The 12836-nt window shown below is 62.1% G+C and carries 14 protein-coding genes; 7 read left to right on the forward strand and 7 right to left on the reverse strand.

Annotation, left to right across the window (positions count from 1 at the left end):
- Positions 1-125: 125 nt before the first annotated feature.
- From M1E10_RS02075 to M1E10_RS02085, 3 genes are all read left to right on the forward strand, one after another.
- Complete coding sequence (locus M1E10_RS02075) at positions 126-341, forward strand: hypothetical protein (RefSeq protein ID WP_499173353.1); 216 nt, start codon at positions 126-128, stop codon at positions 339-341.
- A gap of 71 nt (positions 342-412) precedes the next feature.
- Complete coding sequence (locus M1E10_RS02080; RefSeq protein WP_499173354.1) at positions 413-646, forward strand: hypothetical protein; 234 nt, start codon at positions 413-415, stop codon at positions 644-646.
- 81 nt (positions 647-727) lie between these two features.
- Positions 728-961 carry a hypothetical protein gene (locus M1E10_RS02085; RefSeq protein WP_499173355.1) on the forward strand — a complete coding sequence of 78 codons (234 nt, stop codon included), beginning with the start codon at positions 728-730 and terminating at the stop codon, positions 959-961.
- Positions 962-1466: 505 nt separating this feature from the next.
- Here the strand turns inward: M1E10_RS02085 and M1E10_RS02090 are convergent.
- Together M1E10_RS02090 and M1E10_RS02095 are read right to left on the reverse strand one after the other, a co-directional pair.
- The gene (locus M1E10_RS02090) at positions 1467-1868 is read right to left on the reverse strand and encodes a DUF982 domain-containing protein (RefSeq protein ID WP_499173356.1); all 402 of its coding nucleotides are present in this window, start codon (positions 1866-1868) and stop codon (positions 1467-1469) included.
- Between the two features lie 64 nt (positions 1869-1932).
- Positions 1933-3249 (reverse strand): glycosyltransferase family 4 protein, encoded by a 1317-nt coding sequence (locus tag M1E10_RS02095; RefSeq protein ID WP_499173357.1) that lies wholly within the window; start codon positions 3247-3249, stop codon positions 1933-1935.
- Positions 3250-3511: 262 nt separating this feature from the next.
- Here M1E10_RS02095 and M1E10_RS02100 point away from each other — a divergent pair, with 262 nt between their 5' ends.
- Positions 3512-4708 carry a glycosyltransferase family 87 protein gene (locus M1E10_RS02100; RefSeq protein ID WP_499173358.1) on the forward strand — a complete coding sequence of 399 codons (1197 nt, stop codon included), beginning with the start codon at positions 3512-3514 and terminating at the stop codon, positions 4706-4708.
- A 14-nt stretch (positions 4709-4722) separates the two neighbouring features.
- On the opposite strand, the gene M1E10_RS02105 is transcribed toward M1E10_RS02100, so the two are convergent.
- Positions 4723-5757 (reverse strand): glycosyltransferase family 2 protein, encoded by a 1035-nt coding sequence (locus M1E10_RS02105; RefSeq protein WP_499173359.1) that lies wholly within the window; start codon positions 5755-5757, stop codon positions 4723-4725.
- A gap of 120 nt (positions 5758-5877) precedes the next feature.
- Positions 5878-7407 (reverse strand): hypothetical protein, encoded by a 1530-nt coding sequence (locus M1E10_RS02110; RefSeq protein ID WP_499173360.1) that lies wholly within the window; start codon positions 7405-7407, stop codon positions 5878-5880.
- A gap of 217 nt (positions 7408-7624) precedes the next feature.
- On the opposite strand from M1E10_RS02110, the gene M1E10_RS02115 reads away from it, so the two are divergent.
- Entirely contained in the window at positions 7625-8143 is a 519-nt protein-coding gene (locus M1E10_RS02115) for a GtrA family protein (protein WP_499173361.1), read from the forward strand.
- Between the two features lie 139 nt (positions 8144-8282).
- On the opposite strand, the gene M1E10_RS02120 is transcribed toward M1E10_RS02115, so the two are convergent.
- Positions 8283-9326 carry a glycosyltransferase family 2 protein gene (locus tag M1E10_RS02120; RefSeq protein ID WP_499173362.1) on the reverse strand — a complete coding sequence of 348 codons (1044 nt, stop codon included), beginning with the start codon at positions 9324-9326 and terminating at the stop codon, positions 8283-8285.
- Between the two features lie 48 nt (positions 9327-9374).
- Between M1E10_RS02120 and M1E10_RS02125 the strand changes: the two genes are divergently transcribed.
- A complete protein-coding gene (locus M1E10_RS02125; protein WP_499173363.1) occupies positions 9375-9596 on the forward strand; it encodes a hypothetical protein in 222 nt (73 codons plus the stop codon).
- A 190-nt stretch (positions 9597-9786) separates the two neighbouring features.
- Positions 9787-11079, forward strand: coding sequence for a glycosyltransferase (locus M1E10_RS02130; protein WP_499173364.1), 1293 nt, complete (start codon positions 9787-9789; stop codon positions 11077-11079).
- Here the strand turns inward: M1E10_RS02130 and M1E10_RS02135 are convergent.
- Positions 11035-12024, reverse strand: coding sequence for a glycosyltransferase family 2 protein (locus M1E10_RS02135; protein ID WP_499173365.1), 990 nt, complete (start codon positions 12022-12024; stop codon positions 11035-11037). The genes M1E10_RS02130 and M1E10_RS02135 overlap by 45 nt on opposite strands.
- Positions 12021-12815: a P-loop NTPase family protein gene (locus tag M1E10_RS02140; RefSeq protein ID WP_499173366.1), complete on the reverse strand. Its 795-nt coding sequence runs from the start codon at positions 12813-12815 to the stop codon at positions 12021-12023. Before M1E10_RS02140 ends, M1E10_RS02135 begins: the two co-directional genes overlap by 4 nt.
- Between the last annotated feature and the right edge of the window lie 21 nt (positions 12816-12836).

Genomic DNA, 12836 nt, shown 5'->3' on the forward strand with positions numbered 1-12836 from the left:
CTCTTTTTTCACGCCGCTTTGACGGTGGGTTTGCGCGCGACTGACGCCAGTGCGCGATCCTGCTGCCAACAACAAAGGCAACGCCGGATCAACGGCGTGCCAAGACGAAAGAAGGGAGAAGAGAAATGAGGAAGCAGATGCAGCGTCTCGCCCCCGCTCTTGTCGGCTGGCTGGCGGTGCATGGCGATAGCCACAGCGGCGACAGGTTCGATCCGACCGGGCGGTCAGTGATCAGCCTGCAGCGCGAACAACAGGGCTTTGACCCGAACTCCAGACGACACAGGCTCGTCTTTGGGTCGAACAAGGCCGGCGACTATTACGAGGGGGCGCTGCCACCCTAGTGCAAGACGTCTCACATGCGTGCAACCGCTGCCCGCCAAGGGCGGCAATCGCAAATGAAAGGACAGGAACAATGAGAAAGACCTTGATAACGGCCAGCCTGGCCCTCGTGGCAGGCATGGCAAACAACACGGCAGCGTCCGCTGCCGAGGGTGAATTCTATCATGGTGCCGAGCTCGCACTGGGCGTCATACCGGTTGACCAAGTGGTCACGGGCAGCCCGCGATGGAAGAAACCTGCGATGTCGCACATACCGACATCGCGAGACAATCGGCAGCCCAAAGATGACGTGAAGGGCGCCCGGTGATCAGCACGGGGACCCCCTAATCCATCCAAAACCCAACAGCGCGGCGCAATACCCCGTGCGATCGAATGAAAGGACAGACCAATGAACACCACCTGCAAATTTTTCGCTGCCGCCTTCATGGCTTCGGCAGTCTTGGCGACGGCAGCGTCCGCGGCCGAAGGCGAATACTACCCCGGGGCCGGCGGGGCGTCTCACACGCCAGGCATCGACCTCTTCACGACCCAGGCCACCCAAACGCTGCTGCCGCGTCCGATGACCGACAGCCGGACGATTGACAGCGGTGACTACTTCAGCGGAACCGACCGCCACCGGTAGAGCCTGTCGCACAGGCACGCAGTACGTCCATTGCCTACCGCTGGACATCTGCGTGCCGACGCGTCGTTGCTTTTCCACTACCTGCTGAAACCGAGGTTCTACCATCGGTATGCATCCTGCAAAGGTCCATCTGAGAGGATGGCGACAGCAGGGCTGGGCAGCCGACGCGAGAGCGATGTCAGGACCTCTCGCAACATCGCCATCCAATACCACCAGCCATTATGGCCGGACGATGCGGGTGTGCCGGCGGTCCCTGGACGTTGATAGCCGAGCTGCGCACGCCGCGCAGACTGCTGATGACGAACTGGCTGGAAGAAATGAGCCCGAAGGTGTCTCATCTACGGCACCCTCGGGCTCCTCCTCGTCCCCAAGTCAGGAGAATGATCCCGCCCGGGCGCGTGGGCAATCTATCCTGTCGAGGTAGCGCCCCTCCGAAGGCATGATGGCGGTCAGCTCACACAGGCAAGCAATCGCCTGTGGGCGCATGGTTCTTGTCTATGCCCTTTCAGCTCCTGGAAGACTGCGGCGCTCGCCGGCGCTTTAGAGCGCGAACCGGAGTGGCCAGATCCCGCTCGAACTTCTGGTCTGCATTGGGCCCGATGGGGACTTCGAGGCCGACGGAAACGTCGTCGACCCCATATGAGGTGCTGACGGCCGCCAGGAAGGCGAGCCGCACCGCCTCGCCGGTTTCGCGGCGCCTGAGAAACTCTGACGCCAGACGGCGCGCCCGCTGGTATTCATCGTTGCGCTCGGCTGTCCAGCGATTGGCCATAAAGCTCAAGGCTTCGGCGGGATTGACGATCACCTCCTGGCGAAACGGGCCAGTCATCACGGTAACGGGCAAAGGCCAGTCGCTCCAGCCGTGGACTGGCTCGGTGGCCGGCGAACGTCTCCTAGTCCGTCCCATGCGCTTCTCCTTGGTCGGTTCAACATCGTGACAATCACGCCCCGGATCCCGTTCATAGCGGACTTTAGCTGCCACTGGCGTGCGTGCGATGCGCATTATCGAGTGCCAACAGGGCCTGACAAAGGCGGCTTCCCCAAGACAGTGAGCGATCGAAATGGACATGCCTGCGTCGCGTCAGTTCTTCACGCAGTCGCGCCACACGGTCGCGGTCCATGATGAGTTCGCCCATGCATCGTTGCAGCGCTTGGACGTCATCTGCAGGAAACACCACGCAGGCATCCTGGAGCAATTGCTTGGCCGGGACGACAGAACTCAGGATCGCAGGCACGCCTTGAATGGCCGCCTCGATGGCCACGAGGGCAAGGCCCTCGCTAAAGGCGCGGCGGGTGGGGCAAACCAGGAGGTCGGCTGTGCTCAACAGATCGTGCACGCCCTGGGCGTCCAGCACGCCGGCCAGATGAACGCGGTGTCGCACCGGCGACTGCAGGACCTGTTGCATCAGCCGCGCAGCCAGGCTGCCGCCGCCGGCAAAAATCAGCTCCAGCTCCTGGTGCTGATTGGCAACCGCCTCGAAGGCGGCGAGCAGGTCCAATGGCCCCTTGTCCTCCTCCAGGCGACCAACGTAGACGATCCGTTTGATACCGGTCGCCGGCCGGTCGCAACGAAGGTGGCAATGCTGGACTTGCGGGACCTCTGTCCAGAGTTTCCCGGCCAGTGCGGGGCAGGCTTCCGCCACCTGCCGTGCGACTTCCTGCGATGTGCAGACACCAGCTGCCACCCGCTTCAGCCGCACCGTGGTCAGCCTGCCGCGCAGGCGTTGTCGCAGCGTCGTTTGGGCCAATCCCATGGGGTAAAGCGCATTGTGGGCGGTCAGCACGATTCGCCATTCGCGAGGGGCATAGCGCATCAGCCAGAAGGGTGCATCGACGCCAACCAGCAGGATATGCGGCTGGTAGTCGCGCAGTGCCTGCACGATCCGCCTGCCGTAGGCCATTTCCGAGCGCCGGTAGGCGATGGGGCCGGGGGGTCGCGGGCGATCGATCGAGACGAAGGCAAAGCGGGGATCATCCGCGTCCGGCAGCCGCGACTGCTCGCAGATTACCAGCGCTTGGGCATTCAATCGTTCCACCAGACAATAGAACATGGTGGAATAGGCCATGACCGGCGTACGCGGATCGGCCTCGCGCCTGGTCCAGTGTTCGAAGCTGCCAGCAGCATCGCCGGGACCGGCAAGGAATGCAATGCGCGGTCGAACGGTCGCCGGAATACCCAACAGCGCACGCAGCTCTTCGTCGGCACCCTCCGGCACCTGGACGAAGTCGTAGAGATCTTCCCCGAGCGGATCGTCGTTCGTCCCGTTGCGCTGGCCCGGTCTGATCATGGCTCTCGTTTGGACATGTTTCTACCCCCGTCTTGAGAGTACTGCAGTGACTGGACGAAAAGCAGCCTGTCCATTGGATGTAGTCTCTCGGGCCGGTGTTGCCGCCACCAGCGGTTCTGGTCGCAAGATCTTGCAGATGTCCGGGCAAGCGCACCAAGGCGGCTCGCCCAAAAGCGGTAGGCTTCATCCTTTTGCCGTCCTCGTGGCACAACCACCGCGTCCCTAAGATTGCAGCCTCGACAATCCCAAAAGCGAGGGACTGATGGCGCACACTCGGCCTCCAACTACCATAGAGCAGGCTGCATCGATCGTGGTTCTCGTGCTTGCGGTCTTATCGCTGGTCGCCATCGGCGCCGGTGGCTTCATGAAGGCCGCACCACCCGGGAATGACTTTTGGGTCTTCTATCAGGCGGGAAACCTGTTTCGCAGTGGTGTCGATCCCTGGTTGGCGCTGATGAGCTCGCCGCAGCCGTTTTCCTATCCACCGCATGCGCTCTCCTTTCTGCTTTTCTACAACGTTCTGCCGCCCACGGCAGCCTTGGTTGTCCACGGCGGCGTCAATGTCGGCGCCATTGCAGCCATCTGTTACTGCGCCAATCACTGGTTCCTTGGCATCCGCAGCTGGCGCAGCCTGACATTTCCGCAAGCGGCGGCCTTGGCGCTCATCATCGGCAATCCCTACACCGCCACCAGTGTCTATCAGGGTCAGACAACCTTGGCCGTGACAGCCGCGCTGATGATGTCCTGGCTGTGTGTGACAAAGGGACATCGCACGGCAGCCGGCCTGCTGCTGGCCGTCGCAACCGTCAAGCCGCAACTCTCGCTGTTATATGTGCTGTGGCTGATGCTGTCGGTTCAACTGACGGTTCTGGTGGTCGCGGGTTTGGCAGCGATTGTCCTGTTCGTCCCAGCCTTTCTCATGCTTGGCCCATGGGCAACCATCCACAGTTGGTGGCTTTCGCTCAGCAGCTACGGGCAGGTGCCCATCAACATGGCCGGGTCGCCCTATGTCGTCGGCCTTGAGAGCTTTCTGGTGGCGCAGGGCTTTAGCCCCGGCGCCTGGCCGATCGCAGCAATCGGGCTCGTGCTGACGGTGGCGGTCTTCTGCCTGCGCCAGCGTCTCGACGCCTTCATGACGCTGCAGTTCTTGCTGGTCCTGACGTGCACATTCCTTTTCGTACACGACTACGACTACGTCGCCATCACTCTTGTCTGGAGCTGCTCGCTTCATCTTGTCCTGTCACAGATGACATGGGGACGATTGACGAGTTTTTCGATGCTGTTCCTTCTCTTCTTCATGCCGCAGCGCCTCATCCGCGATATCGACCTCCCCTTGGTCGTACACGCACGCACATTGATAGTGGTGCTGATGTTTGCGTTGCTGCTGACCTGGCGCAGCCAGCAGCCACGCAGTGGCACAGCCGGCTGGCTAAAGCGCGACGTCAGGACGCCGATCTGACCCATGCAAAAGCGTCAGGGAGACTTGCGCGCGCGCCGCGGCCTGGCGTCTACGCTGAGCAGGCTTTCGGTTCCAAGCGCGCCTGGCGCAGAAATTTCCCGCCTGAGGAGGTAGACCGGTCGCTGCTTGATCTCGCTGTAAACGCGCCCGAGATACTGGCCGAGGATGCCGATCCCAAGCAGCTGAATGCCTCCCAGAAACAGCATGCTGACCAGCAACGACGCGTAGCCGGGGACATCGATGCCGAAGTACAGCGTCTTGATGACGGTGACACTGCCATAGGCAAACGAGCCGACCGAGATCAGCGCGCCGACATAGGTCCAGATTTCCAGGGGAACGGACGAGAAGGAGGTGATCCCCTCCAGGGCAAAGTTCCAAAGCTTCCACCCGGAAAACTTCGTCTTTCCCGATCCGCGTACGGCCCGGGTGTAGTCGACAATCGCCGTGCTGAAACCCACCCAGGCAAACATCCCTTTCATGAAGCGCCGACGTTCCGGCAGCCGCTTGAGCGCCTCGATCACCTGTCGATCGATCAGTCGAAAATCCCCGACGTTGTTGGGGATTTCCTGGGCGGCGATGAGGTTGTGCAGCCGGTAGAACATTTGCGCGCTGCAGCGCTTGAGAAAGCTGTCGCTGGTGCGATCGCAGCGCCTCGCCAGCACCACCTCAAATCCGTCCCGCCACCGGTTGATCAAAAGCGGGATGAGGGCCGGGGGATCCTGAAGATCCACGTCGATGGGAATGGCGGCATCGCCGCGGCAGGCGTCGAGGCCGGCCGTCATCGCCGCCTCCTTGCCGAAGTTACGAGACAGATCGAGGATGCGGATGCGCCCGTCCTTCTGCTGCGCCTCGATCAGGCGTTCCAGAGTCGCATCGCGACTGCCGTCGTTGATGAACAGGAATTCAAAGCGGTAGCCGGTGGCCGCCAGGGGGGCCACCGCAGTGGTCACTGCCATCAGGAACGGGGCGATCGCCGCTTCTTCATTGTGGACCGGGACAACGAGACTGATCAACAGCTCCGGCCCGTTGTCCATGGATACAACGTTCATCGGTCCACCTCACTTCCTCGTTCACTCTAGGTCTCGCTGGCGTGGCCCACCAGCTATGCTTTCGAGGGTGTCGGTCAGCCGAAATGTTCAGTCGAAGGTGGATGTCCCCCTATGGGATGATCACCAGCGCAACATCTCCTGCACCGCCTCCCACTTTGGCCGCCGGTCGCCTTCAAATTCCAACAGTCCCCAACTGCCCCACTTGCTGGGCTCTCCCATGGACGCGAAAAGCGCGTAGACCTCGCCACCCTCTTGCTGCCAGACGGCCAGGTGACGCTTGTAAAGATCGCCCATGCGGGGATCACGGTTGGCTTCTATGAACAGCTTGGTCAGCCGGTCATCGTTTTCTGCACCGCCGTGGCCGACCAGATGCTGGCCGCCTTCATAGGCGTAGAGAGGCAGGTCATAGTCCCTGGCGATAGCCGCCTGCGCTGCGATCTGCTGTCGATTGTCCGTTTCAACTTCACGTTCAAGCGTGCTGAACAAGCGATGCAGTCCCCAGTTGCGGACCTCTGCCGCCCGTTCCGGCGAGCCAAGGCCACCACCGACATAGGGAGCGATTGCAAGTACGTCGGCAAAGCGACGCGCGTCGCCGAACTCCAGGATCGTCTCGCTTGTCCACGGATTTGCCGATTGCGCCGCATAGACCCCGACCACCCGGAAGGCCTGCGCCGCAAAGACATCCTCCCAGATCGCCAATATCTGCGACGTGCGCAGCGAGTAATAGCGCAGCTGGGCTTGGTATCCGTTCGCCGACAGGCCAAGCTCGAGGCCACGGCTGCCGGCATGGCTTGCCTGACCAAACATCGTATTCCAGACTTCATTGGAATACTCCACGTGCACAGCCAGGTCCGGATCAAGATCGCGCTTTACCTGCCTGGCGAAGTCACGCACGTAGTCGTCGTCGGCCAGGTGCGGCATCGTGAACCATGGGGACAGGCCGGTCGTGTTGCTCAGTGAAATCATTGTCTCCAGCGGCACGCCGAGTTCGGAGCGACCAAACTGGCCGCGTCGCGGGCGATCCTGCCATTGGCGAACCGCAGAGTTGTTGGTGCCCATCCAGTCCATGAAGCGCAGCACATGCATGCCCTGTAACCGGTCGAGAAAGGCGCTGCGGAACTCGGCGGCGGGCGGTGGATCTTGCTCGGCCAACCGAATATTGCGGATCGGGTCGGATCCGTCGGTCTCGATCATACGCAAGGTGAGCGCATCATCCCGCGCCAGGTTTCGCAGCCGGTCGCGGCCAGGCAGCCGCTCGACCAGTTCGCCACCACCCACATAGGTGAGCTTTCCACGCCCGTCGTAGTGCAAGAACAGTTCGCGTGGCAAATGCTCGCGGCGGGCCGTAAACACCAGGAAGCTGTCCAGCCAGGCGCTGTCCGGCACCGAAAGAGGGTAACCGTCCGGCGTCAACGGCGGTAGCGGCTCGTCCCAGGTAAACGGCGCGTCCTTGATCTGAACGCGCCAGCGGGCGGCATTGTGGGCAAGGTTGGTGAAGGGTTGCTCTTGCGCCCAGTAGCTCATCCCACTGAGGTTGATGCCGAGGCGAACCGGAGCATGCGGCTTGGCGGCGGCCCCCGTGCTGTTCCCAAAAAACGGGGAGCACAGGCTGCCCGACAAGGACTTTAACAGGTTTCGGCGGCTGATCATCACGCACCCCGTATCAACACCAGGGTAATAGGCCTGCGGGAGAGACTGCAAGCAACTGCACCAAAGGGCGGACCTATGGTAGCTTGCTCTACCCGCATCTACGCCCTTTGCACATGCTAAATTGCCCTTGTGGATCGTGTAGCGTCTGGCCGTCGGCGACAAGCACTGCAGCAGTCGGCACAATGGCTCGTGTGGGTGGCATCTGAGGGGCGGTGGTGTGGGTCTGAACCAAAACCTGATCCCTTTGCGCATCGCCGCGCTTGTGCGGCAAGTCCGGTGTTTTGCGCTCGTCGGCCTGCTGGCCACGATCGTCCACCTCAGCGTCTTTGCGGTGCTCTCGCAGTCGTTGGGCATCCCGCCGCTGCTTTCCAATTCCGCAGCCTTCCTGCTGGCGTTTTCCGTATCGTTTGCCGGACAGGCCGCCTGGACCTTTCGTACCCAGATCGATGACCATGGCCTGACGATGCGCCATCTCGTGCGGTTTATCTGCACCAGTCTCGTCGGCTTTGGCATCAACAGCCTGATCGTCTACGTCATCGTCGTCAGGCTCGCTGCCTCAAGCTGGTTTGCTCTTCCTTTCATGGCGACCCTGGCACCGGTGGCCGTCTTTGCCCTCAACAAGTGGTGGGTCTTCCGCAGCGACGCAGGGGCCGCAGAGATCGCGCCAGGCGATGGCGCAGCGCTTGACCCGGTTCGACAGGACGTCGCTGACGAAACGGGATCTTTCGGCGTGTGACGACGACCTGCACCGTCAGCACTATGCGTGACCGACAGAAAACAACAGTGGCCTTCCGCCTCAGTGCCAGCAGAGGCTGATCGATCGTGCCGACGACGCCGGCGTGCCTTCGTCGTCGTGCCGGCGCCACGGCTATCCACTATTTGTATTCGATCAGGCGCTGACGACGTCTTGCGACCTTGTTCATCGTGTACTGCAGGACGCCTTGCATCTCCGCAAACTTCCCCACCACGCAAAGCGTCGCCCGTCTCAGGCTCCTTTGCCGCCTGTGGAGGCGAAGGATCTGGATCGGGTACAGCAGCGCCAGGCCCAGCCATGCGGGGTGAAGAAGCAAGGCGGCGATCATCGTCGCCGGCAGAAGCATCGACCAGGACAAGGTGCGCCTGAGATTGGCACCCCAGATCCGCCCCGGCGCGCGTTGATGGATCAGATGCACCTGGGCGTAGGCGTGGCCGGCGCGGACACTGCGTCGCCACCACTGGAGGAAGTGGAGAATATTGGCGTCGTGCAGGCTCATTTCGCAGTCGAGACGCCAGACCCGGTGGCCGAGCTGGCGCAGGCGTATGCACAGTTCCGGCTCCTCGCCGGCAATGAGATCGTCTCTGTATCCACCAAGCTTTCGCAAAACCTCTGCCCGCAACAGCACGTCGCCGCCGCATTCCATCGCTTCGCCTGGTGGTCCATTCCATTCGTCGTCGCAGATCGCATTGTAGATGGAGTGCGAGGGATGGAGCTCGCGCCGGCGGCCCAAGACGACGGCGACGTCATGCCGGCGACGCAAAAACTCGGCCGCTGTGGGCAACCACCGTGGCTCGATGCGGCAGTCGCCGTCCAGGAACTGGACGTAACGGAGATCGGGCCAGTTCTCCAGAAGATGCCGCCAGCCGGCATTTCGCGCCCGCGCCGCCGTGAATGGAACGGCTGGGTCGAGGATGACAACATCGGCACCAGCAGATCTTGCCACCGTCAGGCTGTCGTCGGTTGATCCGGAATCGACATAGACGACTGGCCCTTCCACCTGACGCAGGGACGCAAGGCACTCGGCGAGGCGGTGTCCCTCGTTCCTGCCGATCACCACCACCCCGAGCGATACCGCCTTTGCGGCCCGCACATCACCAGCTTTGCCCTGCCGGTCGCCGATCTCGCGGCCATTGCTTGCAGGATCGGCCCAGCCTTGCCACAACCCTGGGGAACATTTACGACTGGGAATCTTGGGAGCGGACGGACGGGAATGATCGTGGTTTGTTTGATTGGCGGCATGGCCGGCCTGGCGTTCAGGCCGCTGTTCCTGGTCCTGCTGATTGCTGTTTTCGCCGCAGTTCATCTCGGTTCCCTTGTCTGGCCTGCGTTATTACCCCCCGCGTCGCTTCCCGGGCTGGTCGGGCAGGTTATCGCGCTCAACCTCAGCTATCTGGCCGGGGCCTGCATGCGACGGTTCTTTTGGCTTCCTTAGCGTAGGAGCAGACTGCGACAGCCAAGGTGGGCGGTTGCCAGATTTGGACCTGCTGCCGCGTCTGTAAATTACGCCTAAGGGCGTAGAGCGAGGGTGCGCTACGCCCTTTTGACAACTGCACCGCCCATTCCAATGCTGTTAGCCCAGACCTGCGGCCACAGATGCTGGCAGAGTCGATGGGGTGAGACGCATGCGGATCGGCTATTTTACCAACTGCTATCCCGCGCCCAGTCATACCTTCATCCGTCGTGAGCTGATTGCCCTGGAGCGGCGCGGACACAGTCTGGTCCGCTACGCCGTCAGACGCGCTGCCGCTCCCCTCGTGGATGAGGACGACATCGCCGAACAAATCCGGACGCGCTACCTCCTGCACGAAAACTGGCGAGCCGGCCTGCTGTGCTGTGCGCTGACGCTGATGCGCCAACCGAGATCGCTGATGCGTGCCGCCTCGGTTGCCAATCGGTTCTCAAGGCTTTCAGCATACGCCTACCGCAGGCATCTGGCGTACCTCTACGAGGCCATCCTCTTGGCCTCATGGTGCCGTCGCGATGGCGTCGATCACCTGCATGTGCACTTCGGAACGAACCCAGCCACGGTTGCCTGTATGGTCCACGCCCTCACGGGGATACCCTTCAGTCTGACCATCCACGGCCCGGAGGAGTTCGACCGACCCGAGCGACTGGGCATTGAGACCAAGGTCGCGACCGCTGCCTTTGCGGTGGCTGTCAGCTCGTTCGGACGCAGCCAGCTGTTGCGCTGGGTAGACCTCCACGACTGGAAAAAGATCCACATCGTGCCTTGCGGCATCGAGGAGGCTTTTGCACGGCCTGTTCCCATTCATGCGGCCGAGCCGCATAGGCTTGTCTGCATTGGCCGTCTTTGCGAACAAAAAGGACATCTCCTGCTCCTGGAGGCGGCGCAGCGCCTGTCGCACGAAGGCGTCGACTGTAAGCTGGTCCTTGTGGGTGACGGACCGCTGCGCGGTGAGATCGAGCGGCGGGTGGCGGAGCTTGGGCTGCAAGATCGCATCGAGCTGACGGGCACGGTATCGCAGGACAGAATAAGAATAGAGATCACTCGGGCGCGCGCTTTGGTCTTGCCAAGCTTTGCCGAGGGCCTTCCCGTTGTTCTGATGGAGAGCATGGCGTTGTCTCGACCGGTGATTGCCACCTATATTGCTGGCATCCCCGAACTCGTCACGCCTCAAACCGGGCGGCTGGTCCCGGCGGGCGACGCTCAGGCTTTGGCTGGAGCGATGCGCGAAATACTCGCGCTCGACGAGGACGAACTTGCCACAATGGGAGAGGCAGCCCGGCAGCGTGTTCTCCAACGCCATGACGTGCGACGCTCTGCGGCTACGCTTGAAGCCCTCATGGCGGCGGTTGCCACACGCGAGCGGGGAGCGGCAGACGCCAGTCCATTGCGCCGCCGTTTCGAGCTAGCGCGACCGGACACCAAGGCTGTGCCGGAGAAAGTCCGCTAGCAGATGCGGTGGGCCTGTGAACATCTTCCGTTCCACAACAAGTCGGATGCGAAAGACGAGATGACCGGCAATCCAGGCAGCGTTGGCCCACCGGGCGTACTGGCGACCGTGGTGCTTTAAGAAGAACCGATCCCTTGACGCGAACCAGTAGGGCGGCCGGCGCGCAGGTGCCACGTGTTTGGTGACGCCTGTCGAGCAGCCGACCAAATGCACAATACGGCTTTGGGGAACATTCCAGCATTGCCAACCCGCGGCCGCCGTGCGCCGGCAAAAATCGACCTCCTCATAGTACAGGAAATAGGAGTCATCGAGCAAACCGACTGCGTCGAGAACCTCGCTTTTGACCAGCATGGCAGCACCGGAGACCCAGTCCACCTGGACGGGTTCTTCGCCCGTCGACGCAGCCACCTGCCACTTGCCCAAAGTTCTGCTGACGGGGCCAAGCTTTGCCTCGCTTTCGAATTCGCCCAGGATCGAGGGAAAGCGGAAGGCGCAGGCTTGCGGCGTCCCGTCGGGATCTTCCAGACGCGCGCCCGCGATGCCAACGTTCGGATGGGCTTCAACGAAGTCGAGAAGCGGCCGAAGTCCGTTGCGGCGAACGACCGTGTCAGGATTGAGGAAGAGAACATAGCGCGGCTTGCCAAGGTGCAAGCGGGCATGGGCATAGGCGCAATTGTTGGCATGCGCGAAGCCTGAGTTGGCCTCAAGTGCAAGAAGATGCGCCCGCTGCTGCCATCCATGGGTGTCGATGGCAGACCGTAATACCTCTACGGAGCCGTCACCCGATGCACCGTCTGCAACGATCACCGCCGCATCCGCCGGCAGCGTCACGTTATCGAGTAGCGACTCCAGGCAATCATTGACCAGATCGGCGGTGCGGTAGTTGACGATGATGACCAGCAGACTCGGGGCAACTGCCTTCTGTTCGTCGGGCGGCACGTTCATAGGCCGTGCCCCTGCGCCTTGTTGAGCACCACCTGCACCGTCTGGTGCGGCTGAAAATAAGTTTGGCACACCGCCACCTCCGCGCGCGTCGACTGGCCGGCCGCGACAACAAGCACGACGACATCGGCGGCGGCAACAATGGGTGGGGCTTCGTCGAAACCCAGCATCGGCGGCAGATCGACGATGGTGATCGCCGGTTGCAGGACCTGCCGAACCTGCTCCAGATCTCTTGCCAGTTGATGGGGATTGTCTTTCCGCTGCTGACCACCGGCAGGACGCAGCAGATCAAGCCTGATACCTTGTGCGTCAAGCCGGATGTGACCGCCAAGGTGGCTGTCGCGGGGCAGGGTCGGCAAAGGCGCCAGGCCGAGCAGGCATGCTGCGGCTGGAGCCATGGTATTGCCGTCCACCAGCAGAATACCGCCGGCAGTCGATCGCGCAAAGCTGAACGCGAGGTTGATGGCGGTGACCGAAGTGCCGCACCGTGATGCTGGGGCTGTCACCGCGATCATCAAGGACGAACCGGCTGTCTTGCACGAATGGGCGATATGGTTTCGCAAGATATCATAGGCGCGTGTAATGCGGTGATCGGGGCAACAGGCGACAATGCGGCGGCCGTGCAGATAGGTTATACTGAGGGCATGCACATGCGTCGGCTCGCGTGGAAAGGTCTCCGCAGGGGCCGTCTGCTCCGGATGAGGCCGCCCCGCATGTGCGGTGCTCGTGAGCTCGACCGGGTTGGGGTCGTCCTCGAGCCGGCTGTGCGCGGTGATGGTCTTCATCATCTCCATTCGAGCGGTCCCTTTTCCTGT

It is taken from the genome of Rhizobium sp. PK7-22 (assembly GCF_056530405.1).

What these genes read in the sequence shown, in the direction of transcription:
- M1E10_RS02075 (WP_499173353.1), top strand. Translation starts at nt 126, where the DNA reads ATGAGGAAGCAGATGCAGCGTCTCGCCCCCGCTCTTGTCGGCTGGCTG.
- M1E10_RS02080 (WP_499173354.1), top strand. Translation starts at nt 413, where the DNA reads ATGAGAAAGACCTTGATAACGGCCAGCCTGGCCCTCGTGGCAGGCATG.
- M1E10_RS02085 (WP_499173355.1), top strand. Translation starts at nt 728, where the DNA reads ATGAACACCACCTGCAAATTTTTCGCTGCCGCCTTCATGGCTTCGGCA.
- M1E10_RS02090 (WP_499173356.1), bottom strand. Translation starts at nt 1,868, where the DNA reads ATGGGACGGACTAGGAGACGTTCGCCGGCCACCGAGCCAGTCCACGGC.
- M1E10_RS02095 (WP_499173357.1), bottom strand. Translation starts at nt 3,249, where the DNA reads ATGATCAGACCGGGCCAGCGCAACGGGACGAACGACGATCCGCTCGGG.
- M1E10_RS02100 (WP_499173358.1), top strand. Translation starts at nt 3,512, where the DNA reads ATGGCGCACACTCGGCCTCCAACTACCATAGAGCAGGCTGCATCGATC.
- M1E10_RS02105 (WP_499173359.1), bottom strand. Translation starts at nt 5,757, where the DNA reads ATGAACGTTGTATCCATGGACAACGGGCCGGAGCTGTTGATCAGTCTC.
- M1E10_RS02110 (WP_499173360.1), bottom strand. Translation starts at nt 7,407, where the DNA reads ATGATCAGCCGCCGAAACCTGTTAAAGTCCTTGTCGGGCAGCCTGTGC.
- M1E10_RS02125 (WP_499173363.1), top strand. Translation starts at nt 9,375, where the DNA reads ATGATCGTGGTTTGTTTGATTGGCGGCATGGCCGGCCTGGCGTTCAGG.
- M1E10_RS02130 (WP_499173364.1), top strand. Translation starts at nt 9,787, where the DNA reads ATGCGGATCGGCTATTTTACCAACTGCTATCCCGCGCCCAGTCATACC.
- M1E10_RS02135 (WP_499173365.1), bottom strand. Translation starts at nt 12,024, where the DNA reads ATGAACGTGCCGCCCGACGAACAGAAGGCAGTTGCCCCGAGTCTGCTG.
- M1E10_RS02140 (WP_499173366.1), bottom strand. Translation starts at nt 12,815, where the DNA reads ATGGAGATGATGAAGACCATCACCGCGCACAGCCGGCTCGAGGACGAC.